Source organism: Corynebacterium freneyi, from assembly GCF_030408835.1.
Taxonomy (GTDB): domain Bacteria; phylum Actinomycetota; class Actinomycetes; order Mycobacteriales; family Mycobacteriaceae; genus Corynebacterium; species Corynebacterium freneyi.
Genome location: NZ_CP047357.1, coordinates 1,983,856 through 2,007,210, shown reverse-complemented (window position 1 = coordinate 2,007,210; position 23,355 = coordinate 1,983,856). Strand labels below are relative to the sequence as shown.

At 69.9% G+C, this 23,355-nt stretch carries 19 protein-coding genes, 1 tRNA gene and 1 other RNA gene; 12 read left to right on the top strand and 9 right to left on the bottom strand.

Annotated elements, in window-relative coordinates:
* Positions 1–53: 53 nt before the first annotated feature.
* Positions 54–1,601 carry a hypothetical protein gene (locus CFREN_RS08880; RefSeq protein ID WP_217124659.1) on the bottom strand — a complete coding sequence of 516 codons (1,548 nt, stop codon included), beginning with the start codon at positions 1,599–1,601 and terminating at the stop codon, positions 54–56.
* A gap of 122 nt (positions 1,602–1,723) precedes the next feature.
* A complete protein-coding gene (locus CFREN_RS08875; RefSeq protein WP_209652451.1) occupies positions 1,724–2,413 on the bottom strand; it encodes a hypothetical protein in 690 nt (229 codons plus the stop codon).
* A gap of 424 nt (positions 2,414–2,837) precedes the next feature.
* On the opposite strand from CFREN_RS08875, the gene CFREN_RS08870 reads away from it, so the two are divergent.
* Entirely contained in the window at positions 2,838–3,491 is a 654-nt protein-coding gene (locus CFREN_RS08870; RefSeq protein ID WP_209652454.1) for a DUF3145 family protein, read from the top strand.
* Positions 3,492–3,529: 38 nt separating this feature from the next.
* Here the strand turns inward: CFREN_RS08870 and CFREN_RS08865 are convergent, their stop codons facing one another.
* Entirely contained in the window at positions 3,530–3,907 is a 378-nt protein-coding gene (locus CFREN_RS08865) for an acyl carrier protein (RefSeq protein ID WP_209652457.1), read from the bottom strand.
* A gap of 32 nt (positions 3,908–3,939) precedes the next feature.
* Positions 3,940–6,669, bottom strand: coding sequence for a pyruvate dehydrogenase (acetyl-transferring), homodimeric type (aceE, locus tag CFREN_RS08860; RefSeq protein WP_209652459.1), 2,730 nt, complete (start codon positions 6,667–6,669; stop codon positions 3,940–3,942).
* Between the two features lie 373 nt (positions 6,670–7,042).
* Here aceE and CFREN_RS08855 point away from each other — a divergent pair, with 373 nt between their 5' ends.
* From CFREN_RS08855 to cbiB, 3 genes are all read left to right on the top strand, one after another.
* Positions 7,043–7,462 (top strand): DUF3052 domain-containing protein, encoded by a 420-nt coding sequence (locus CFREN_RS08855; protein WP_070519520.1) that lies wholly within the window; start codon positions 7,043–7,045, stop codon positions 7,460–7,462.
* A 161-nt stretch (positions 7,463–7,623) separates the two neighbouring features.
* Positions 7,624–7,695, top strand: a tRNA-Val gene (locus CFREN_RS08850).
* 106 nt (positions 7,696–7,801) lie between these two features.
* Entirely contained in the window at positions 7,802–8,737 is a 936-nt protein-coding gene (cbiB, locus tag CFREN_RS08845) for an adenosylcobinamide-phosphate synthase CbiB (protein WP_244979508.1), read from the top strand.
* Between the two features lie 66 nt (positions 8,738–8,803).
* On the opposite strand, the gene CFREN_RS08840 is transcribed toward cbiB, so the two are convergent.
* Positions 8,804–9,886, bottom strand: coding sequence for an SURF1 family cytochrome oxidase biogenesis protein (locus CFREN_RS08840; RefSeq protein ID WP_209652463.1), 1,083 nt, complete (start codon positions 9,884–9,886; stop codon positions 8,804–8,806).
* A 218-nt stretch (positions 9,887–10,104) separates the two neighbouring features.
* Between CFREN_RS08840 and CFREN_RS08835 the strand changes: the two genes are divergently transcribed.
* Positions 10,105–10,704, top strand: a complete 600-nt coding sequence (locus CFREN_RS08835; protein WP_371327302.1) for a GtrA family protein — start codon at positions 10,105–10,107, stop codon at positions 10,702–10,704.
* Between the two features lie 103 nt (positions 10,705–10,807).
* On the opposite strand, the gene CFREN_RS08830 is transcribed toward CFREN_RS08835, so the two are convergent.
* Both CFREN_RS08830 and CFREN_RS08825 read right to left on the bottom strand, forming a co-directional pair.
* Entirely contained in the window at positions 10,808–11,311 is a 504-nt protein-coding gene (locus tag CFREN_RS08830) for a low molecular weight protein-tyrosine-phosphatase (protein WP_209652465.1), read from the bottom strand.
* 257 nt (positions 11,312–11,568) lie between these two features.
* On the bottom strand, positions 11,569–12,300 hold the full coding sequence (locus tag CFREN_RS08825; RefSeq protein WP_209652467.1) for an HAD hydrolase-like protein: 732 nt from the start codon (positions 12,298–12,300) through the stop codon (positions 11,569–11,571).
* Positions 12,301–12,355: 55 nt separating this feature from the next.
* Here CFREN_RS08825 and cobC point away from each other — a divergent pair, with 55 nt between their 5' ends.
* From cobC to CFREN_RS08795, 6 genes are all read left to right on the top strand, one after another.
* A complete protein-coding gene (gene cobC, locus CFREN_RS08820) occupies positions 12,356–13,474 on the top strand; it encodes an Rv2231c family histidinol phosphate aminotransferase CobC (protein ID WP_425321483.1) in 1,119 nt (372 codons plus the stop codon).
* 113 nt (positions 13,475–13,587) lie between these two features.
* Entirely contained in the window at positions 13,588–14,751 is a 1,164-nt protein-coding gene (locus CFREN_RS08815) for a Nif3-like dinuclear metal center hexameric protein (RefSeq protein ID WP_209652476.1), read from the top strand.
* Entirely contained in the window at positions 14,748–15,494 is a 747-nt protein-coding gene (locus CFREN_RS08810) for a zinc ribbon domain-containing protein (RefSeq protein ID WP_209652478.1), read from the top strand. Before CFREN_RS08815 ends, CFREN_RS08810 begins: the two co-directional genes overlap by 4 nt.
* Before the next feature lie 50 nt (positions 15,495–15,544).
* On the top strand, positions 15,545–16,291 hold the full coding sequence (locus tag CFREN_RS08805) for a histidine phosphatase family protein (RefSeq protein ID WP_371327304.1): 747 nt from the start codon (positions 15,545–15,547) through the stop codon (positions 16,289–16,291).
* A gap of 145 nt (positions 16,292–16,436) precedes the next feature.
* Positions 16,437–16,874, top strand: an RNA gene (gene rnpB, locus CFREN_RS08800) — RNase P RNA component class A.
* Between the two features lie 537 nt (positions 16,875–17,411).
* Positions 17,412–18,434, top strand: coding sequence for a hypothetical protein (locus CFREN_RS08795; RefSeq protein WP_209652480.1), 1,023 nt, complete (start codon positions 17,412–17,414; stop codon positions 18,432–18,434).
* A 546-nt stretch (positions 18,435–18,980) separates the two neighbouring features.
* Here CFREN_RS08795 and CFREN_RS08790 read toward each other — a convergent pair.
* Entirely contained in the window at positions 18,981–20,345 is a 1,365-nt protein-coding gene (locus CFREN_RS08790; protein WP_209654595.1) for a TrpB-like pyridoxal phosphate-dependent enzyme, read from the bottom strand.
* 140 nt (positions 20,346–20,485) lie between these two features.
* Here CFREN_RS08790 and CFREN_RS08785 point away from each other — a divergent pair, with 140 nt between their 5' ends.
* Positions 20,486–22,015 carry an RNB domain-containing ribonuclease gene (locus CFREN_RS08785; RefSeq protein ID WP_209652482.1) on the top strand — a complete coding sequence of 510 codons (1,530 nt, stop codon included), beginning with the start codon at positions 20,486–20,488 and terminating at the stop codon, positions 22,013–22,015.
* Between the two features lie 102 nt (positions 22,016–22,117).
* On the opposite strand, the gene CFREN_RS08780 is transcribed toward CFREN_RS08785, so the two are convergent.
* Positions 22,118–23,284, bottom strand: a complete 1,167-nt coding sequence (locus CFREN_RS08780; RefSeq protein WP_209652485.1) for a galactokinase family protein — start codon at positions 23,282–23,284, stop codon at positions 22,118–22,120.
* Positions 23,285–23,355 lie beyond the last annotated feature (71 nt).

Genomic DNA, 23,355 nt, shown 5'->3' with positions numbered 1-23,355 from the left:
GAAATGACCGCGTCGGCGGCAACCTCCCGGCGCATTGCCGGGCGGTTGCGCGCTCATCCGCGCACGTTGGCGCCGATGACGGCGGGCACCGTCGTCGGTTCTGCGCCGAACAGTTCCCGCTGGTATTCGTCCTGTTCGAAGTCGCGGCCGGTGCCGCGGATCGATTCGACGTTGGCGTCGGGCCTGGGCCCGCGGCGGTGCATGGTGGCGTGGGCGGCGCCGTTTTTGCTTGACGACGGCCCACCTGCGGCGTGTCCGCCCTTGGGGCCGGTGCGGTTGAGTGCCGTCGCCGTGGTGTGCTGCGTCTTTCCGGTACCGGTGCCGGTGGTGGTTCCGGCGCCGGGCGTCGCAAAGCCACCCCGGCCGCGGGTGCCGGAGTTGCCGATGCCGCCCGAGGTCGGGGTGCCGAGGCCGCCGCGACCGCCGACCGCACCCGCGCCGAAGCCGGAGAGGGGGCCGGTGCCGGAGGTGCCTCGGGAGCCCGGGGTGGCGGCACCTGCTGCGCCGGATCCCGCGGGGGACATGCCCGCAGGAGCCGGTGGCATGGCGCCGTAGCCGGAGCCGGCCGGTGCGGTTGCGCCGGAGGGTGCCATGGGAGCGGTGGCGCCGCCGGGGATGGTGGAGATCGGGCCGGACGTCGAGGCCGCGGCCGGGGCGCCGGATGGGGTGCCGCCGATGGGGCTCATTCCGTTGGGGCCGGTGATCGGGCCGGAGGCGGCCGGGGCCATGGTGGATGCCGCCGTCGCCGGGGCGGCGGCTGCTGTGGTCATGCCGGCCGGGGCGAGCCCGACCTGCGATGCCCCGGCGGCGCCGTGGCCGCCCGCGACGCCGGAGGCGACGAGATCGGGGGTGCTGACGGAGAAGTCGGGCTGGGTGAGGTTCGGGATCGTCGGCACGGCGGCTTGCAGCTGGCCGAGGTAGGGGCCGGTGAGGAACGCGGTGATCTCGGCGCGTTCGAACGCTTCCTTCGCCGCCGGATCGGTCATGGTCCGGGATTGCGCCTCGATGCTGGTGAGCGCGTTGATCGCCATCGCTTTGACGGAGGGCAGCGCCTGCAGGTGGGTGGCGAGGATCCCGGCGGAGGCGGCGACGTTGCTGACCCGGCCGGCCAGCCCGGTGAGGCTTGCGGCGGCGGCGTCGAAGGCCGCGCCTTCGTTGTCGCCGAGCAGTTTCAGGGCGGCGTTGGCGAGGGTGGTGGCCAGGTCGGCCATGCGGGTGCCGTAGCCGGACCAGTAGGTGACGGCCTCGCCGATGGTGGCGTCGTTGGTGGCGACGAACTTCGCCAGGAGGGATTCGGCGGTTTCGGCGGTTTCCGGCCCGACGACGGCGGGGGAGAAGACCAGCGATCCCGGGTTGAAGGGCGGTCGGGCGCCAAAGGCGTGATTGACGATGCCATCGGCGACCTGCAGTTTGTTCGGGGCGTTGAGCGGGTCGATCGCCGTGAAGGCGGCGCCGGTGTCGGCCTCGTGGGACTGCAGGGCGGTGATCATGGACTTGAGGTTCGCCGCGGACCACTGGATCTCGGCGTCGATGGCGGCGGACACGACGACGGAACATCCCGACGAACCCACGATCGCCGACGAATGCTGCGTGGCGACCATCTGCATCGACGGCACCGGCGAGTACCCGGCCAACGAGACAGAGGGAGCTGTCAGGGAAGCGTTCGACTCCATCGCCAGCGTGGTTTGGATTTCTGATAGTCCCGACAAGTTTGCTCTGAACATTATTGATTTACCCCCAGAATTGGAAAGATCGATCGAGTCGCTTCATCGCAGGCCTGTTCGATAGTGGTGTGAAGAGAAAAACCACCGGTGCCAGAAAGCCCGCCGATCATGCCGTTGGGCGTCTCAACACCTACGAAGCACGCTTCTCCGAAAAGAGAAGGTCGTTTGAGAAGGATTAAAGGGACTCCAGCTTGTTCCGTGACCTTGACTTCAAATTCCGAAGCGTCAAAGTCGACGAAGTTGCTTGGGAAGGAAAACAATGCGAGTCCCACCTCGTCGTTGATGACACCGCAATACATTTCTTCGGGCTCATCGCGGCGTTTCGTCCCAAACTCCGGGACTCTCCAACCCAACTCCAATGCTCGCTGGAAGTACTCCGTGTCGCACGGGTTCTTCAGCTCGAAGCCGGGGGCCGAGTAGTCGTAGTGGCCGTCCGGTCCGAGTGGAGCGTCACCGGGTTGGGGCGGGTCGTTGGGTGGCATGACGCCCGGCGGCAGGGAGTTTTCCTCCGCTGCAGTGTGCCTACCGTCATCAGCGTCGGCCTGGGCGTCACCGCAGCCGGCCAGCGCACCTGCGGCGGTGGCGGCGATGATCGCGGCGACGCCCAGGCGTCGAAGGCCGCTCCATCCGCTCGTGCAATCCTCGGCGCCGCGGCCGTGCGTGGAGTCGGGCGTGTGCCCTGGTTTCATTGGATCCCCCCGAATCTCAAGTGTCGAACGCGCAACGGTATGTCGTACGCGCACGACAAGAGTTTTAACACCGGTGGCGGCTTCCCGCTCGGCGAGCGCCCCCGGCCCCCGACGATGGCGGCCCCGCCACCCGTCAAGTCTCAACCGCCCCTTCATGCTTCGGGGGTGTCAACCTCAACTTGACCCTTGTCGCGTCTCGCGCCCCGCGACACACTGGCCACATTGGTTCACGTGGCATCGCCGCCCGGGCCGTCGCAAAGCACACGCCGCACCGCGGCCGACCGCATCGCGACGACCCGCACACGGGTGGCGAAGCCCCGGCGACGAGGGCGTAGGGGAAGACGAGCCTCGTCTTGAGGCGGCGCGCCACCGGTACCGGCACCTCCGGTGGCGCACCGCCTCTCCGCCGACCACTCAGGTGACCATGTCCCGACACGACTCCACCGGAGTGCTGTGGATCCACGCAGCGCGCCCGGCCCTCACGCCCCATGTCGCGTGGGCGATCGCCCGCGCCGGCATCACGCTGCCCGACGGCACCCGCCCCGCGGCGTCGATCTGGCGCACCCGCCCCGACGATGCCACCCGCGTCTGCGCCGAACTCGACTGGCGCGGACCCGCGGGCGCCGCCGCACGCCTGGTCGGCGATCTCGCCCGCTGGCCGGATCTCACCTTCGAAATCACCGAGGACCCCGACCCGTCCACCCCGGGCGCCCAGGGCGAACGCCACTGCCACGTCCCCGCGTTGGGCACCTGGTCCGGCACCACCGACGCCGCCGGCGATATCCAGGTCGGCGAGCAGCGCCTCCGCGCCATCATGGCCGCCCACCGGGGCGATGCCGCCGGCATGGCGCGCGCCCTCGACGCGGAACTCGGCACCGCCTGGGACACCGCCCTTGAGCCGCTGCGCCCCGGCACCGCCGGTTTCGAGGCATGGGAGGCGCCCACCGTCGGGCAGGGTTCGCCTTTGCTTGACGACGGCCACCCGAACGCCGCCGCCCAGAACCCCGATGATGCCGACGCACGTGAAAACACCGCCTGCGACGTCGTGGAACTCCTGACGCGGCGGGCGGTGATGTAGGCGGCGGCCAGTCGGCCGGTGGTCGGCCCCCGGGGAGGTCAGCCGTTTCGGTCGTTTTCGACGTGGGACACCACGTCGCCGAGGGTCTTCATGCCCGTGACGTCGTCGTCGGCGAAACGCACCCCGGTTTCCTCCTCGCACCGCACGAGCAACTCCACCACACCCAACCGGTCCAGCCCGATGTCGCCGCGCAGCGTGGACTCCAGGCCCGGCGCCTCTTCCGGGGCGTCGTCGCCGAGCACGCGGAACAGCACGTCGGTGACCTCCGCGCGGGCACCCGACAAACCGTCGAGCGCACCCCCGCCGGAGCCGCGGCCACCGGACCTTCCGCCCGTGCCGGCCGACGTCGAGTCACCGGCGACCCCGGCGCCGTCGCCAAGCAAAGCGCTCAGGGCATCGCCCAAACTGCTGGTCATGACCTCTCCCGTCCGCAGTCGCCCACGCCCGGCTACACCACCGTCGGGTCGGTGATCTGGTACTTCTCCGCCGCCTTCTGCGCCACCGACGCCGGCAGCTTGCCCTCGCGGGCCAGGCCGGCCAGCGCCGCGACGACGATCGACTCGGCGTCGATGTTGAAGAAACGACGCGCCGCCTCACGAGTGTCGGAGAAACCGAAACCGTCGCAGCCCAGCACCGTGTAGTCGCCCGGCACCCACTGACGGATCTGCTCCGGAATGGCGCGCTGGAAGTCCGACACCGCGATGAACGGGCCGTCGGCATCCTCGAGGACGCGCTGCACGAACGGACGCTCGTGGAACTCCGCCGGGTTGCGCAGCACCTCGGTCTCGCGGGCCAGGCCATCGCGGGCCAGCTCGTTCCACGAGGTCACCGAGTAAATCGACGACGGGATGTCGTACTCCTCGGCCAGCATGTCGGCCGCCTTCAGCGCGGCCTGCATGCCGATGCCCGACGCCAGCAGGTTGACGTGGTTTTCGCCCTGCGACTCCTTGTACGGGTAGATGCCCTTCAGCAGCCCGTTGACGTCCAGGTCCTCGGCGGCGGGCGGCTGCGGCGTCGGCTCGTTGTAGATGGTCAGATAGTAGATGACGTCTTCGCCGCGGCCCTCGCCGTACATCCGGTCGATGCCCTCGCGGATGATGTAGGCGGCCTCGTACGCGAACGCCGGGTCGTACGTCACCACCGACGGGTTCGTCGCCGCCAGCAGCGGGGAGTGGCCGTCCATGTGCTGCAGGCCCTCACCGGTCAGGGTCGTGCGGCCGGCGGTGGCGCCGAGCAGGAAACCACGGCACTTCTGGTCGCCGGCCAGCCACATCTGGTCGCCGGTGCGCTGGAAACCGAACATCGAGTAGAAGATGTACAGCGGAATCATCGCCTCGCCGTGGGTGGCGTACGACGAACCGGCGGCGATGAACGACGCCATCGAACCGGCCTCCGAAATGCCCTCGTGGAGGATCTGGCCCTGCTCGGACTCCTTGTACGACAGCATCAGGTCATGGTCGACCGGGGTGTACTGCTGGCCGTGCGGGTTGTAGATCTTCAACGTCGGGAACCACGAGTCCATGCCGAAGGTGCGGGCCTCGTCCGGGATGATCGGCACGAAACGCTTGCCCAGCTCCTTGTCGCGCATGAGCTCCTTGAAGATGCGCACCACCGCCATGGTGGTGGCGACCTGCTGCTTGCCGGACCCCTTGAGAATCGACTTGAGGGCGTCCATTTCGGGCACCTTCAGCGGCTCGTAGGTTTCGCGGCGCTCGGGCACGAAGCCGCCGAGTTCCTTGCGGCGCTCCTTCAGGTACTGCAGCTCCTCGGAGTCCTCGCCCGGGTGGTAGTACGGCGGCAGGGCCGGGTCCTTTTCCAGGACCTCGTCGGAAATCGGGATCTCCTGCTTGTCGCGGAAAAGCTTCAGGTCGTCGAGCGTCAGCTTCTTCATCTGGTGCGTGGCGTTGCGGCCCTCGAAGTTGTGGCCCAGGCCGTAGCCCTTGATGGTGTGCGCCAGAATGACGGTCGGCTGATCCTTGGTCTCCAGGGCCTTGGCGTAGGCGGCGTAGATCTTGCGGTAGTCGTGGCCGCCGCGGCGCAGGTTCCAGATCTCCTCGTCGGTCATGTCCTCGACGAGCTTGGCGGTGCGCGGGTCGCGACCGAAGAAGTGCTCGCGCACCCATGCGCCGTCGTTGGCCTTCAGGGTCTGGTAGTCGCCGTCGGGGAAGCCGTTCATCAGCTCGACGAGGGCGCCCTCGTGGTCCTTTTCGAACAGGGCGTCCCAGTCGCGACCCCACACGACCTTGATGACGTTCCAGCCGGCGCCGCGGAAGAAGCTCTCCAGCTCCTGGATGATCTTGGTGTTGCCGCGGACCGGGCCGTCGAGGCGCTGCAGGTTGCAGTTGACCACGAAGGTGAGGTTGTCCAGGTTGTTGAGGGCGGCGGTCTGGATCAGGCCGCGCGACTCCGGTTCGTCCATCTCACCGTCGCCGAGGAACGCCCACACGTGCTGCTGGGAGGTGTCGACCAGGCCGCGGTCGTGCAGGTAGCGGTTGAATCGCGCCTGGTAGATGGCGCCCATCGGGCCCAGGCCCATGGACACGGTGGGGAATTCCCAGAAGTCGGGCATGCCGTGCGGGTGCGGGTAGGACGGCAGGCCACCCTGGGGGCGGGACACTTCCTGGCGGAAGCCGTCGAGGTCGTCCTCGTCGAGACGGCTCTCGAGGAACGCTCGGGCGTAGACGCCGGGGGAGGCGTGGCCCTGGAAGAAGATGTGGTCGCCGCCGCCGGGGTGGTCCTTGCCGCGGAAGAAGTGGTTGAAGCCGACCTCGTACAGCGGGGCCGACGAGGCGTAGGTGGAGATGTGCCCGCCGACGCCGATGCCGGGGCGCTGGGCGCGGTGCACCATGATCGCGGCATTCCAGCGGATCCACTTGCGGTAGCGGCGCTCCACTTCCTCGTCGCCCGGGAACTCGGGCTCCAGGGTGGTGGGGATGGTGTTGACGTAATCGGTGGAGGTCAACGGAGGCAGGGCGACGCGCTTGGCGGTCGCGCGCTCCAGGAGCCGGAGCATGAGGAAGCGGGCGCGGTCGGGGCCGGCTTCCTCCAGCAGCCCGTCAAGGGACTCCAGCCACTCGCGGGTCTCCTCCGGGTCGGTGTCCTTCAGATAGGACGCGACGCCATCGCGGATCAGCGCGAAGTTGGATTCGTCGACATGTCGGTCCGCCGTGTCGGCCATGTGGTTCCTCCCGGATCGTTGGGGCGATCGGCCCCCGTGATGATGGGGCGGTCGGTGCCCGAGTCGTTTTCCTCAACACTCTACTTCCGTTTCCGGATTCGCGTTTGGGTCGATTTCCGCCGTCTTCGTGCGTGACGACGCCCACCTCGTCGCCACCGGTCCGGTGGGCCGGAAACGGCGTTACACCTCATGGTCGGGCGTGACTGCGGCGCTGATCCGCGGTGTGGGCGGGGGCGATTCGGCGGGGTCGTCGTCAAGCTCCCGGACCCCGATCCCTGTACAAGGCCCCCCGGGGCGGTAAACTCCCCGGAGAAAGCAACGCGGGTCTATGACGGGACCCGCGGCACTCACGAGATTTTGGAGGATCGGAGAAGTGGGCGACGCCACTGGCGCTGCGCGGGATTATGCGGATTCGCTCGGCATCGAAAAGGGTCGGCGGGTTCAGGAAGTCGGTTGGGACGAAGACTGCGACACCGCCATCAGCGAGTCGATCGAGGAGTTCCTCGGCGAGGACCTGCTCGACGAAGACACCGATGAGGTCGTCGACGTCGTGCTGTTGTGGTGGCGCGAGGAAGACGGCGACCTGGTCGATGGCCTGGTCGACGCCGCCCGCCCGATGGACGAAAACGGCCGCATCTGGCTGCTGACCCCCGGCGCCGGCCGCCCCGGCTTCGTGGACCCGGGCCTCATCGACGAGTCCGCGCAGCTGGCGGGCCTGACCGGCACCTCCGCGATCCGCCTGGGCCAGTGGCAGGCCAACTGCCTGGTTCAGCGTGGCGTCAAGCGCCAGTAGCGCGAGGCGCAGCGTCGCCCTTGGGGCCCGTCCTGCGGCGATGGCCGTTTTCGGCGACCCCACCGGCTGGCCGATGCCCCGACCGATGCCCGGTCGGCCCGAAGGTCGGCCGAGTCACCGGGTGTGTTACCGTTTTCCGCGACGTCGCCCACGCGACATCAGCGGCGATAGCTCAGTGGTAGAGCTCTGGTTTTACACACCAGCGGTCGGGGGTTCGAAACCCTCTCGCCGCACTCGATTCACCGCCGACGATGGCGGGACAACCCCGTTTCCGGACCGTCACCGGGACGGGGTTTTCGTGCCCCGCCACGATTGCCCCGCCCCAATTGAGGAGCCCACATGACCACCACCCGCCGGCGACGCATGGTGGGCCGGGCCGCGGCGCTGACGGCGGGCATCGTCGCCGACCGGATCTTCGGTGACCCGGTGCGCCACCATCCGGTCGCCTGGTTCGGCACCGCCGCCGACCGTTTGGAAAAGCGGATGTGGGCCGATTCGAAGCCCCGGGGAGCGGCGTACGCGGCGGTGCTGGTCGCGGTGCCGACCGTCGCCGCCACCGTCGCCGCCCGCCGATTTCCGAATGTAGCGCTCGCCGCGGTGGCGTGGGCGTCGCTCGGCGGCACGACGCTGGCCCGCACCGGCGAGCGCATGGCCGACCGTCTCGAGGCCGAAGACCTCGCCGCCTCCCGGGAGTTGGTGCCGTGGCTGTGCTCTCGCGACCCCGCGCGGCTCGACCTCGACGGCGTGGCCCGGGCGACGGTGGAATCGCTGTCGGAAAACACCTCCGACGCGGTGTCGGGCACGCTGCTGTGGGGCGCGGTGTTCGGAGCCCCCGGCGTCGTGGCGCACCGGTGCGGCAACACCCTCGACGCGATGGTCGGCTACCGCACCGAGAAGTGGCGGAATTTCGGGTGGGCGTCGGCGAAGTTCGACGACGTGGTCAATTGGGTGCCGGCCCGGCTGACGGGCGTGGCCACGGTTATCGCGGGCCCGGACCGCGCGGGGGCGTGGCGGGCGTGGCGCGAGGACGCCCCCGGCCATCCGAGCCCTAACGCCGGGGTTCCCGAGGCCACGGCGGCCGGCGCATTGGGCGTGCGGCTCGGCGGCGCCACCGCGTACGAGGGCGGCGTGGAGGAGCGCGCGGTTCTCGGCCGCGGGGATTCCCCGACGGTCGCCGACGTCCGCCGCGCGGTGACCCTCACCCGTCGCGTGCAGGACATCACCGCCGCGATGTGCGTCGGCGGTCTGCTCGCTGTGGCGTTCGCGTCGCGGTGACGGGGTGGCGCACTCGCGTTGCGGTGGCGGTGTTGACTCGCCCGGCGTGGTGACGCGCCCTCGCGTCTAGAACCGTTCGTCGTCGAGCCCGTGGCCCTTGCGGCGCCGTCCCTTGTGCCCGGAGTCGCCGTAGCGCGCAGCCAGTCGGCGCGCACGTTCAGCCTGCGCGTCGGCTTCCGCCGTGGCGGCCGCCGCAGCGGGCTCTGCCTTCTTCTCGCGCCCGGCGTCGGTCTCACCGCCGTCGCGGTCCGCACGCGCATCGCGTGCCTCGTGCGTTTCTGGCTTGACGACGTCCACGTCATCGCCACCCGCCGTGGCGGACGGGGCCGTCGCCGACTCCGCGGCGGGGGATGCGGCGGCAGGCTCGTCGTCACGCGAGGAACGCAGGACGGCCTCCTGCTCCTCCCGGTCCCGGCGACGTTCCCGGGCCTCCGCGAAGATGAACCAGATCAGGGCGCCCGGGGCCATGATGCCGAAGAAAATCCACTGGATGCCGTACGCCAGGTACGGGCCGCTTTCCAGCGTCGGCAGCGGAATGGCGCGCAGGCTGCCCGGTTGATCCTCGGCGAGCTGGATGTAATCGGGGTGCAAATCCACGTCCATGATCTCGCCGACCTGGTCGGTGTCGATGCCGTAGACCTGCGTCGGCTCGCCCTCGCCGCCCTCCAGGGGCGGGCGCTCCGGGGTCATTTCGCCGCGGCGGGCGTAGCCCAGAATGGTCACCTCACCCGACGGTGCGGCCTCCATGTCCGGGACGCCGCCATCCGGCGGGGTTTCGAAACCGCGGTTGACCAGGTAAATCGTTCCGTCATCGGCGCGGAAGGCGGTCAGTGCGTGCGTCGCCGGCGTGCCGTCGACCGGCCGATTGCGCAGCAGGACCTCCGAATCCGGCAGGAACTCGCCCTGCGCGGTGACCCGCCGCCACTCCGTGCCCTCCGCCAGCTCCCCGTCGGCGGGGAACAGCTCCGAGGCGTCCACGGGATCGACCTCGAAGGCGTGGCGCAGCTGGTCGTTGCGCTCCTGCGTGGCCTTGTTCTTCCCGAGCTGCCACGGAGCGAGCACCGTGAACGCGAGATAGGCGAACGCGACGCAGACCACGGCGGTGAGCACCCAGCCGGGGGTCAGGAACTGGCGGATTCGGGATGTCACGCCGCCCACCTTACTCACTAGCTCGGATCGCCCCGGATACGGGCGGGGGGATGGTGGCGGCGGTCGGGGCGTGGTCGGTGGTTGGTCGGCGGTGGGCGTGAAAAACGACCGGCGCGGCGCCGTCGGCTGCGGCGGAGCGTTGCGGCGGAGCACTGCGGCGGTGGAGTAGAATCGTCGCTCAGCCCGAAACCCGGGCCCGTTTGCCCAGCCGCCGGAAGGTGCCCGTGTCCACAGTCGCAAAAGCATCGACGCGTTCGCGTTATGGCGCGGTGTTCCGCCAATTCCTGAAGTTCGGCATGGTCGGCGGCACCGGTGTCCTGGTCAATACCGTGGTGGCGATCATGGCGCGCAAGATCGGCCTGGAGTGGGGCGTCAACGAGCACGAGGTGTTCGCCAACCTGCTGGGCACCCGGTGGAACATCCGGTGGTCGCACGTGTACGCGACGTTGGCGTTCCTCATCGCCAACGTATGGAACTTCCAGCTCAACCGTTCGTGGACGTTCCGGGTGGATAACCGGCCGAATTGGTTCCGCCAGTTCGGGCCGTTCCTGCTGGCGGGCCTGTCGGGGCTGATCGTCAGCCTGGTCACCATCACGCTGCTGACCAACCCGACGTCGCCGCTGGCCCTGCCGGACCACATCTTCGACGATTCCAGCGGGCTGCGCACGAAGTTCTACTGGGCGAACCTCATCGGCGTGTTGTTGGGCACGCCGGCGAACTTCGTCATCAACAAGATCTGGACGTTCCGCGTGCGCGGCCTCGGCGGCAAGGATCCCCGGCGGAAGAACCGCGAGCGCATCGAGTTGAAGGAATTGTAGGCTTCACGACGGCCACCGCCCCGGCCGTTCACCGTGGACGCCGGTCGACGCTCGGTCAGCGGCACCCGGTGGGGGCGTGGCGGTGCGAGCCTGCGGTCAGCGGTCAGCGGGTCGAGGAGTCTTCGAGGATGTCGCGGATGGTGGCGATGAGCCCCGGGGTGGCGGCCTCGATTTCGCGGCGGGTGCGGGTGAATCCGGACAGATCGCCGTAGTACGGGTCGGCGACGTCGGCGTCGGCGGGCGAGTTCGGGTCGAAGGAGCGCATCAGGCGGATCTTCTCGGCGGGGATGCCGCGGGCGACGAGCTGCGACACGTGGCCGTTGTCCATGGCGATGTACAGGGTCGCGTCGACGTGTTCGGCGCCGAGCTGCGCGGCGACGTGCGTGGAGTCGCGGCCGGAGTTTTCCAGTTCCGCCCGGGCGCGGGAATCGGCGGGCTGGCCGACGTGCCAGGCGCCGATGCCGCAGGAGGCCAGGAGGACGTCGTCGGCGAGGCCGGCTTCTTCGACGGCTTCGCGGACGATGATCTCCGCCATCGGGGAACGGCAGATGTTGCCGCTGCACACGAAGACGACGTAGACGGATTCGGTGCGGCCAGGCGCGGACATGGGTTCTCCTCGGTGCCGGGGACGCCCCGCGCATGAGGGGCCGGTCGGGTCCGTCGCGCGGGCGTGAATTTTTCCGAATGACAAGGTATATCGCCTGCGCCGCCGGGGCCAATTTCGCATCGGCCGGAGAAATTGGGGCGTGCGGTGTCCGGTGCGGCGGCCGGTGTCCGGAGTCGCGCTGAGTCCCTACACGAGCATGCGCTCGAGCTCGTTGCCTCACCCGCGACCGCTCCCGCGCCCGCGTCCGGGCGGGCTCGTCAGAGCCCGAGCATCTCCCGGGCCATGCGGTCTAGCTGGTCGGGCGTGTGCGCGACGGCGTCGGCGCGGTCGCGTTCGTCGTCGGGTCCGTAGCCCCAGCCGACGAGGATCGCCGGCACGCCGAAGCGTCGGGCGCCCTCGACGTCGTGGATGCGGTCGCCGATCATCACGACGCCGGGCAGGGCGTTCCCGCCATTGCCGCCATTGCCACCATTGCCGTCATCCCCGGAGTCCCCGCCATCGCCGTCGATGTCGCGGCGCACGGCGGGCAGCCCCAGCACGCGCAGGGTGTGTTCGATGACGTCGTCCTTGTGGTGGCGGTCCCCGCCGTCGTCGGCGGCGCCGATGAAGTCGAAACGGCCGAGGATCCCGAACTCCGCCAGCACCTTCCGGGCGAAGTGCCCTCCCTTCGAGGTGGCCGTCGCCAGGCGGATGCCGTCGGCGCGCCAGCCGTCGAGAAGCTCGACCCAGCCCGGGAACATCCTGGTGTCCGCCCACCCGCCGTCGGTTTGCGCGGCACGGTAGGCGCGCATCGCGGCGTCGAGGCGGTCGCCGGACAGTCCGATCTTCGCCATCGAATCCCGCATCGGCGGGCCGGCGAGGGTGGACATGAACGTGTTGTCGGGGATCGGGTGGTCGACCGCCTCCATCGCGGTGCGGAAGCTCGCCTGGATGCCCGCGAGGGAATCGCTGATGGTGCCGTCGACGTCGATGAGCAAGGTGGGGGCCATGCCATCCAGTATGGGGGCCGCGACCCGTGGTCGGCGATCCGGGCGGTGTGGCAATGTGAACAACATGATGATGGGCAACACGGGGGATGACGCTGCGGCGGTCTCCGTCGGGGCCGAGTTCACCGGCGACGTGAGTTACCACGGCGATGTGGCGGCGCGGGGGGCGCTGGTGGATTTCGCGGTCAACGTGCGTGGGGCGACGCCGCGGTGGCTTCTCGACGCCCTCGGCAGCCACCTCAACGATTTGTCCGCCTACCCGGATCCGATGCTGGATCGGCGGGTGCGCAAGCTCATCGCGCGGCGGCACGGGCGGCGGGAGGATGAGGTCCTGTTGCTGGCGGGCGTGGCCGAGGGGTTCGCGCTGTTGCCGGACATCTGCGAGCGTCCGGCGGTGATCCATCCGCAGTTCACGGAGCCGGATGCGGTGATGCGGGCGGCGGGCATCGACGTCGACCGGGTGATTCTGCGCCCCCCGTGGGATCTGGGGCAGGTGCGCGATGGTTCGGTTGCGGTGCCCGACGACGCCGATCTGGTGGTGGTGGGCAATCCGACGAATCCGACGTCGGTGCTCCATTCGCGCGAGGACATTTTGGCCCTGCGCGCGCCGGGCCGGGTCGTGGTGGTCGACGAGGCGTTCATGGACGTCGTCGCCGAGGATGCCGGGGAGGCTTGCGAGGTCGCGTCGGTGCGCGATCCCGGGTTGCTGGTGTTCCGCAGTTTGACCAAGACGTGGGCGTTGGCGGGGTTGCGCTGCGGGTATGCATTGGGTGCGCCGGAGGTGCTGGCGGCGTTGGCGCGGCGTCGTCCGGCGTGGCCGGTGGGCACGTTGCAGCTGCATGCGATGCGGTTGGTGGCCGAGCATGGGATGGGCCGGCCGTTGCAGCTCGAGCGCGCCGACGTTGCGCGGGAGCGGGAATTGATGGTGGCGGTGCTTGACGACGCCGGCTGGGAGGTCGAGCCGGCCGCGGGGCCGTTTCTGCTGGCCAGGCCACCGGTGGCCGACCCGGAGGCGGTGCGGCTGGCCCTGGCGAATCGGGGAGTGGCGGTGCGCCGCTGCGACACGTTCCCGGGGTTGGGGACGTCGCGGTGGCGGTTGGCGGTGCGTGGTCCGGCCGACGTCGGCACACTGGTGGGGGAGGTCACCCGCATCGCCGCCCTGCAACGTGAACGATGATGAGGGGGCCGGGGCGCCCGCCTCGGCTCCGGTGGAGCAACTGATGTGACTCGGGCCCCGGCGCCCGCCGCGCGGCCCGCCCGACCGACGATTCGACCCGAGAGGAAACGCAGATGAACGTGACCGTCGCCGACGTGCGCCGAGTTCTCGACGCCGCCTACCCGCCCGAGCTGGCGGAGGAGTGGGACAAGGTCGGGTTGATCTGCGGCGACCCCGACGAGCCGGTGTCGCGGGTGGCGGTGGCCCTCGACTGCACCGACGCGGTGGCCGATGCGGCGCTTGCGTCGGGTGCGCAGATGCTCGTCGTCCACCATCCGCTGTTGCTGCGCGGGGTGTCGTCGGTGGCGGCGGACACGCCGAAGGGGCGGATCCTGCACAAGCTCATTCGCGGTGGGGTGGCGTTGTTCGCGGCGCACACCAACGCCGATTCGGCGCGGCCGGGCGTCAACGACCGCCTCGCCGAGCTGCTGGGAGTGCACCCGGGTGCCCCGTTGGCGCCGAAGCCGGGGCGGCATCTCGATGCCTGGGTGGTGCGGGTGCCGGGGTCGCATGCCGAGGCGGTGAAGGAGGCGGTGTTCGCCGCCGGCGCCGGTTCGGTCGGGGATTACGAAGCGTGCGCGTACGAGCTTTCCGGCCGCGGCCAGTTCCGCCCGGGCGATGACGCCGACCCGTTCCTCGGCGAGCGGGGCCGGGTCGAACATGTCGAGGAGCTGCGCATCGAGTTCGTCGCCGAGCCGTCGCTGCGGTCGAGGGTGCATGCCGCCCTGGTGGAGGCGCACCCGTATGAGGAGCCGAGCTTCGACGTCCTGGAGTCGCTCGTCGGCGATCTCGACCCGGAGGCCGCGTTCGGCATCGGCCGGGTCGGCGATCTCGATGAGCCGATGCCGTTCAAGGATTTCGTCGCCCGGGTCGGCGAGCGTCTGCCCGCCACCGAGTGGGGCGTGCGCGGGGCGGGTGACCCGGAGCGGATCATCCGCCGCGTGGCGGTGGCCTCCGGGTCGGGCGATTCTTTCCTGAACGTCGCGCGCAAGCTGGGCGTGGATGCGTTCGTCACCTCCGACCTGCGTCATCACCCGGTCGACGAGGCGTTGCGCGAGGGCGGGCCCTGCATCGTCGACACCGCCCACTGGGCCAGCGAGTTCCCGTGGTGCGGCCAGGCCGCGGACCTGTTGGGCGATGCGTTGGGCGTCGAGACGGAGGTCCTGGACATCCGCACCGACCCTTGGACCGTCGCCGCCGCCGGCCACAACACCGACACCACCGAGGAGAACCGATGAAACTCGACCCCGTCACCCAGGTGACCATCCTGGAGCTGTCCGAGGCGCAGGCGCGCATGGACGGGCTCGAGGCACGCCGCCAGTCCTCGCCGGAGCGGGCGGAGCTGACGTCGCTGCTGGCGGAACGCGCCGCACTGCGCACCAGCACCGCCCGATCGCGTCTGTCGGCGCGGGATCTGGGCGTCGACGTGAAGAAGCTCGAATCCGACCTGGACAAGCTGCGCCGCCGCGAAGACGAAGATCGCCGCAGCCTCGACCACGCCGAAGACGCCGAGGTGCGCCGCGACCTGGAGCACGACCTCGCCTCGACGCGCCGTCGCCGAGAAGAGCTCGAACACCACATCGCCGACGTCCGCGACATCCGCGACGCCCACGAGATCAACGTCGGCGCGGACTCCGATGAGCTGGAGGACCGCATCCGCCTGGCCGAGAAGCGCGTCGCCGACGTCGATCGGGACATGCAGGCGCAGGTCGACGGCCTGAAGCGCCGCATGGAGGAACTGCGCGGCACCGTCGACGCGAAGCTGTTGTCGCGCTACGACAAGATCACCGCCGAAACCGGCATCGGCGTCGCCCGACTCGACGGCCGCACGTGCCTGAGCTGCTACATGGAGCTCGACGCGTCGACGATGCGCAACTTCGAAACGCTGCCGGCGGAAGAGGTAGTCACCTGCCCCGAGTGCAGCGCGTGGCTCGTCCGGCCGGTGACCCTCAACGCCGCCGACGAGGCGAACAAGCGATGAGCGGTGAGCGAGCGGTGAGCGGTGAGCAAGCTGGGAGCGGTGAACAGGCGATGAGCGCCCCCGAGAAGCCGGAACGTGGATCGACCAGGGAGGCGACGTCGGCAAGCTCCGTGAAACCGGAGCGCGGATCCACCCGGGAGGCGACGTCGGCAAGCCCGGGATGGACCGGCGCGGTCGGCGAACCCACGCGACTGCTGCTGCTGCGCCACGGCCAAACCCCGATGAGCGTCGACCGCCGATACAGCGGCTCGGCGTCGAACCCCTCCCTGACGGACTTCGGCCGCCGCCAAGCACGCGCCGCCGCCGACCGGCTGGTGGCCGGCGACTGGGACATCCGCGGCATCATTGCATCCCCGCAGGCCCGCGCCCTGGAAACCGCGACATACGCGGCGGTGGAACTCGGCCTCGGCATCAGCGTCGACGACGACCTGCGCGAGACCGACTTCGGCACCTGGGAAGGCCTGACCTTCGGCGAAGCCGCCGCCCGCGACGCCGACATCCACGCCCGCTGGCTCACCGACCCCGAACTGACCCCACCCGGCGGCGAGGCCTTCCGCACCGTCGACGACCGCGTCGCCGCCGCCCGCCGCCGCATCGCCGACGACTTCGGCCCCGGCACGTTCCTGGTGGTCAGCCACGTCACGCCCATCAAATCCATCCTCCGCCAGGGCCTCGGCGCCGGGTTCGAACTGTTCACCCGACTGCACCTCGACCTCGCGTCGCTGTCCGTCGCCGAGTTCTACGCCGACGGGCCCACCTCGGTCACGCTGGTCAACGACACCGCCCACCTGAGGTAAGCGGCGGCCGGAGCTGACCGGTGTACCCGGGGCGACCGATGCCCGATGCACCCGGGGAAAATGGGCGACGGCGGGGAGAGGGGCGTCGTAAAGCAGACCCCGCACCAGACACCCGCCCGCGTGCGCTAAAATCCCCCCACGTGAGCGAGTCGGCCAGATGACCGCGGCACGGGGACCAGCGCACAAAGCGCCCGGCCCGGCGCCGAGGAAAGTCCGGACTCCACAGGGCACGGTGGTTGCTAACGGCAACCCGGGGCGACCCGCGGGACAGTGCCACAGAAAACAAACCGCCCGGGCGCGCGGATGCGTCCGCACGAACCGGGTAAGGGTGAAAAGGTGCGGTAAGAGCGCACCAGCGCCGCAGGTGACTGCGACGGCTCGGTAAACCCCACCGGGAGCAAGGCAAGAGGGCGCACCACGCACGCGCGGTGTGCCTGCTCGGACGACCGAGGGCTGCCCGCCCAAGTCCGAGGGTCAGCTGCTTCAGGCGCCCAGCGATGGTGCGTCGAGATGGATGGTCATCACCCGCCGAGGCCGAAAGGCGCGGCGGGGACAGAATCCGGCTCACAGGCCGGCTCGTTCACCTTTTGCTTCGGTTTTCGCCTGCCGGTTTCGCGCGCAGTTGTGGCCCTGCGTTTTCGCCCTTGGTGGTTCTCTCGTCGTTGTGGTCGGCGTTTTTCGCCCTTCGCCACTCGTCGTCGTGAGCGACGGTGAGGGCGTTGCTCTGTCGGTCACCTCTTGAGTCCCCTGCGTCGCTCTGGCCCCAGTTCTGGGGGAATCGCACAAAACGGGACATTTGCGGTGATTGTGAGCTGGGGTTTTGTCTCGATCCCTGTCCCATTTTGTGCGATAGCAAATTTGCTGCGGCGTGGGCGGGAATCGGTGGCGCGTCCAGTCGGTAACGGGCGGTCACGTTGGGCGGGAATCGGTGGCGCGTCCAGTCGGTAACGGGCGGTCGCGTTGGGCGGGAATCGGGGGTTGCATCCGGTTGGGTTTGGGCAGTCACGGCGGCACTCGAATCGGTGGCGCCCGGCCTCGGCGACCCGGTTTCGGCACCCCCACATTGAGGTCGTCGGAAAGTCGATGGAACCGATTACCGCCGGACCGCGTCCAATGGGGCGTGAACATTCTCAGGGGGAACACGGAATCCGAACGTAAAGCGCTCGCCCGCAAATGGCGGGGCGGCGAGCTGCACAGACTGCACCCGAACACCTACATTCCGACCGCCGAGTGGCACGACCTCGACACCACAGCCCGCCGGCGGGTGACCCATCTCAGCGCCGTCGACTCCAGGGAGGGGATGGTCGTCGTCGGGCGCAGTGCCGCGCTGGCGTGGGGGCTCGACATCTTCGATCGGTCGCCGAACCGCGATGGTGGACGGTCGAACCCGAAAAACCCCGCGGCCGGCATCGACGTCATCGAACTCGCGCATCCCACGCGCAGGAACTACCAGACGCGGGGCGCGATCCACGAACGGAAGCTGACGTGGGGCCCGGAGGACCTGCGGCGCGTCGAGGGGCGGTTGGTGACGTCGGTGGGCGCGACCGTCGCCGACGTGACTTTGCGGCACGGGTTCGCTCATGGTTTGGTCACGGCGGATTCGGCGTTGCGGCTGGGGCATTCGCAGATTGATTTGGCCCGGGCGGCGGGGCGTTCGGCGAATCCGCGGATGGCGCTCGACGTCGTCGCGTGCGCGAGTCGTTTCGCCGACAGTGCCGCGGAGTCGTTGATGCGCGCCCAGATCATCAAGGCGGGGTTGCCGGCGCCGGAGCTGCAGTTGCGGGTGTTCAGCGCTGACGGGCTGTTCATCGGGTGCGTGGATCTGGCCTATCGGGGTTTGTTGGCGATGATCGAGGTGCACGGCAAGGGGAAGTTTCTCGGGGTGTACGGCGATTCCGATGAGCGTTCGTTCTACGAGTGGAAGCGTGAGTCGGAGCTTCTCGACGAGGGGCTGGCCGTGTTGCGCGTGACGTGGGAGCAGATCATGTCGGGGGAGGCGCTGCGCCGGGTGCGTGAGTTTTTGGAGGCGCAGAGGGCGAAGGTCGCGGCGGGTGATGCGACGACGGCGCGTTTCGTCCGGGCCGGGGCTCGTTGGCCGAAGGGTTATCGCACGCCGGGGCAGCGTCGGGCGGGTGCCGCATGACGGATCGCGGGGTGTGATCTGTCGGGTGTGACCGAGGTGGAGGCGCTGATGGCGGCGTAACCAGGTCCCGGCCGTGACCAGATCCTGCCAACCCCGGGCATGACCAGGTCTCGCCGGCCCCGGATGTCCCTCGCCTCGAACGTGATCAGACCCCGGACGCAATCCGGCCCAACCGTAGAGGATTTTCTATCGCACAAAACGGGACATGCCCGCTTCACGTGACCTGGGCTTTTCCTCTCGTCGTCTGTCCCGTTTTGTGCGACTCTGGGCGTTTCTGGGGCGCGCGCGTCGGATGTGGCGGGTGTGGCGGGCGTGGGGGAAGTGGTTGCGGCTGGTGTAGGGGGCCGGGCATGCGGAAGGCCGGGCCGTCGTGTCTGGCTTTACGACGACCCGGCCCTCACCTCAATCACCGCAGCACTCGGATATGGCCGGATTCACCACCCCGGGAACGTTCGGTGGGTGGATCGGCCGCCGGATTCACCACCCCGGGAACGTTCAGCGGGTGGGCGAACGACCCCGGCGCATGCGGCAACCGGGTCGAACCGCCTAAACGAACTTCGAGTACGCCGGCAGGTCGAGGAAACCGTTGCCCGACAGACCGATCAAAATGGCCGGACCCGAACCCGGCTCACCCTCGTACTTCGCGGCCTCGGCACATGCGGCGGCGATGGCGTGGTTCGACTCCGGCGCCGGAACCGTGCCCTCGCAGCGGGCGAAACGCACGCCGGCGGCGAACGCGTCCTCCTGCTCCACCGTGGTGGTCTCCATCAAACCCAACTCCACGGCGTGCGACACCATCGGCGCCATCGCGTGGTACCGCAGACCACCGGCGTGAATCGGATCCGGCACGAAATCGCTGCCCAGGGTGTGCATCTTCAGCAGCGGCGTCAACCCCGCCACATCACCATGGTCGTAGCGGTACTCGCCCTTCGTCAACGACGGGCACTTGGCGGGCTCTGCGGCGATGATGCGCGGCGCGTCATCTCCCACGAACTTCTTCGCATCCCCCTTCGCCCCCGACGCGGAGGTCGAAGTGGAGGAACGGCCGCCGTCGTCAAGCACGGAACCCGTCAACGAATGCCCGATGAACGGGAACGTCAAACCGGCCAGGTTCGACCCGCCGCCGGCGCAACCGACCACGACATCCGGGCCGGTCTCGCCGAACATGGCCAGCTGCGCGGCGGCCTCCTGACCGATGATCGTCTGGTGCAACATCACGTGATTGAGCACGCTGCCCAGGGCGTACCGCGAATTCTTGCCGTTGACCGCGACCTCGATCGCCTCCGACACGGCCATGCCCAACGAACCCGGGGTATCGGGATCCTTCGCCAGCATCGCGCGCCCCGCCTCGGTCAGATCCGACGGCGACGGGTGCACCGAACCGCCGTAGACCTCCATCAGCATGCGGCGGTAGGGCTTCGAATCGTACGACGCACGCACCTGCCACACCTCGACGCCCAAGCCGAAGAACTGGGCGGCGAACGCCAGCGACGCACCCCACTGGCCGGCGCCGGTCTCGGTGGTCAGGTTCTCGATGCCGTCGAGCATGTTGTAGTACGCCTGCGCCACCGACGTGTTCGGCTTGTGCGAACCGATGGGGGAGACGGACTCGTTCTTGTAGTAGATGCGGGCGGAGGTGCCCAGCTCCTTCTCCAGACGGCGCGCCCGGCCCAGCGGCGACGGACGCCACAGGCGGTAGATTTCGCGGATCGGCTCGGGGATCTCGATCCACCGGTCGGTGGAGAACTCCTGCTCGACCAGCCCGGACGCGAAGATCGGCTCCATCTCCTCCGGCTTCAGCGGCTCACGGGTGCCGGGGTGGAGGTGCGGCGGCAGCGGCTCGGGGAAGTCGGCGGCGAGGTTGTACCAGTGGGTCGGCAGCGCCGAGTCGGGGAGAATCGCCTTGGTCATCTCGCCGTTCGCGCCGTTCGCGCCGTTGGCGTCGGTGCCGGGCCGGGCCTGGGTGGTCATGTGTGCTCCTGTGTAGTGCGGATGGTTCACCTCAGCGTATCCGGCGACGCGGACCGTGATCGCCATTAGGCTGGGCGGACATGAAGCTGTTTGCGGCCGCCCTCGATTTCCGTGCCGTCGCCCGCGAGTTCGGGGTGCCGGAGACGTTCGCCCCGGAGGTGCACGCCGATGCCGCGGCTGCGGTGGATCGGCGGGCGGCGCGGAAGGATTTGCGCGACGTCGCGTTCGTGACCATCGACCCGCCCGGCTCCATGGATCTGGATCAGGCGATGCACATCAGCGCGTGGGGCGGGGATGGCGCCGGCGCGGGCACTGGCACCGACGACGCGGGCGCTGGCGACCCCGACACCGCCGGTTGGCGCGTGCTGTACGCGATCGCGGACGTCGGCGGGCTCATCGCGCCGGATTCGTTGACGGCGGCCGAGTCGATGCGCCGCGGGCAGACGATTTATCTGCCGGACGAGCCGACGCGCCTGCATCCGGCGGCGCTGTCGGAGGGTGCGGGCAGTTTGCTTCCCGACGTCGACCGCCCGGCCATCGTCTGGGACATCGTCGTCGACGCGGATGGGGAGCCGACGTTGCGCGACGTGTTCCCGGCTCTGGTGCGGTCGGTGGCGCGGCTGGAGTACGTCGCGGTGCAGGAGTCGTTCGATGCCGGGGTCCCGCATCCGTCGATTGCGCTGCTACCGGAAGTTGGGCGGGCCAGGCAGGGGTCGGCGCGTCGTCGTGAAGCGATCAATTTGCGGTTGCCGTCGCAGTCGGTGGTGCCGACGGGGGATGGCCGGTGGGAGCTGCGCTTGGATGCGCGGCCGCCGGTGATGGATTTCAATTCGGAGATCTCGCTGCTGGCGGGGATGGTCGCCGGTCAGATGATGGCGGAGGCCGGCGTCGGGGTGTTGCGGACGTTGCGGCCGGCGGGGGAGGCTGCGCTGGCGGAGTTTCGGGTGGCGGCGCGCGCGTTGGGGTACGAGCTGCCCGATGATGCGGGCATTGCCGAGGTCAGCGCGTTTTTGGCGGGCGTCGACGCGGATTCGACCCGCGGGATGGCGGTGATGAAGGATGCGTCGCGCCTGTTGCGCGGCTCGGGGTACGAGCGGTTGGAGACGCTTGACGACGGTTCGGCCCCCGCACCGTCCGACGTGCCGGTGCATTCGGGCGTGGGTGGCCCGTACGCGCATGTGACGGCCCCGTTGCGACGGCTGATCGACCGGTTCGGGCTGGAGTATTGTCTGGCCATCGCGGCTCACCGGCGCGGCGACACGCAGGAGGTGGAGGTCCCCGGGTGGGTGACGGCCGGGGTCGACGAGGCGATTTCGGTGATGGCGTCGTCGGGGCAGCTGGCGTCGCGGGTGGACCGGGCGTGCCTGGATCTGACCGAGGCGGTGGTGTTGGAACCGTGGGTGGGCCATGCCTTCGACTCCGCGGTGCTCCACGACCGTGGCGAGGAGGTCGAGGTGTTCGTGTTCGAGCCGCCGGTGTTCGCCAAGTGCCGGGGGACGACCGACGCGGGCGTGCCGGACGAGGGCACGGCCCAGCGGGTCAGCCTGGTCGCCGCCGATCCGTCGAATCCCGTGGAGGCGGAGGTGCTGTTCGCCTGGCCGGCGGATTAGGGGGGGGTGCGCCTGGCCCGCAGATTAGGACAGCGGGCCCGGCCGGCGGATCAGAGCAGCGCGCCGGGCCTGCCGATTAGGGCGGCATGAAAGCGCCCCGGCTCAGAACGGTGAGTCGATGACGGCCCCGGCGTCGGTGTCGGTGATGCGCAGGACGGTGCCGCCGTCGCGGCGGATGGCGGCTTCGACGTCGTCGGCGTCGTCGGCGTGGGCCCAGACGACCACGGCGGCGCCGGGTGCCGGGCAGCAGCGGGCCACGGCGTCATGGCCGTCGAGGGAGGCGACCACGCGGCCGAGCGGCGAATCGGCCGCCGGGGCGGTGTCGCGCACGGTGACGTCGTGGGAGACTCCGGCCATTGCGGCGGCGGCGTCGCCGTGGCGCAGGTGGGCGGACACGGCGCGGGCGCGGTCGGAGCAGCCGGAGGCGTCGTCGAGCCACTGGGTGGCGCGACCGACGGTGGGGGCGTCGCCGTCGGGCTGGACCTCACGGCGGGCGCGGACCCATTCGAGGACCCGCGGCTGTGCCTCGGGCAGGCCGCTGAGGGTGGGCACGCCGAAGGCGGAGCATGCCTCGGTGAAGAACTCGTGGCGCTCCACCTGCGGCGACGCGCCGGTGATGTCGGGGGAGTAGGCCACCATCAGCGACAGGTTGTCCGGGCGCGGCGTCTGGGTGACGGCTTCGTCGGAGTGGTTGCACGTCAGCACCGAGTCGGGACGGCTGCGCAGGGCCACGGTGTAGGGGTGCAGCGGCCAGTGGCCGCCGTAGTGGGCCGCCGACGTTTCGTGGAGGGCGGCGGCCAGGCGGGCGCGGGTGGGCACGTCGTCGCGGTCGCCCCAGCGGGCGTTGGCAGCCAGCGCAACCGCCGACTGCAGTGCGGGAAGCTCGCCGAGGCCGCGACCGGCGGGAATGTTCGACGCCCAGCGCACGGTGAGGCCGGAGCCGGTGCGGGGGATGAGGTGCGTGGTGTGCTGCAGCGCCACGACGGCGGCGGCGATGGCGGTGACTTCGGCCGGGTACGCCGGCGGCACGGCGTCGGGCATGGGCAGGCGGGTTTCCTCGCCGGTGCGGGCGGCGATGACGACGAGTTCGTCGGCGTCGTTTTCCTCCAGCGCCACGGCCACGGACACGGGCAGCGCGGTGGCCAGCAGCATGCCGCCGGTCGCCGCGCACGCCTCGCCGAGCAGCTCCACCGATCCCGGCGCGTGCGCGATCGTCGCCTCGGGACCCGCGGACTCGCGGACTCGTTCGACGGCGGCGGGAACGGACATCGGGGACCTTTCGACGGCAACGGTGGGCGGGCGCGACGGCATCGCGGCAACCGGGTTTTCCGGGTGCCGCG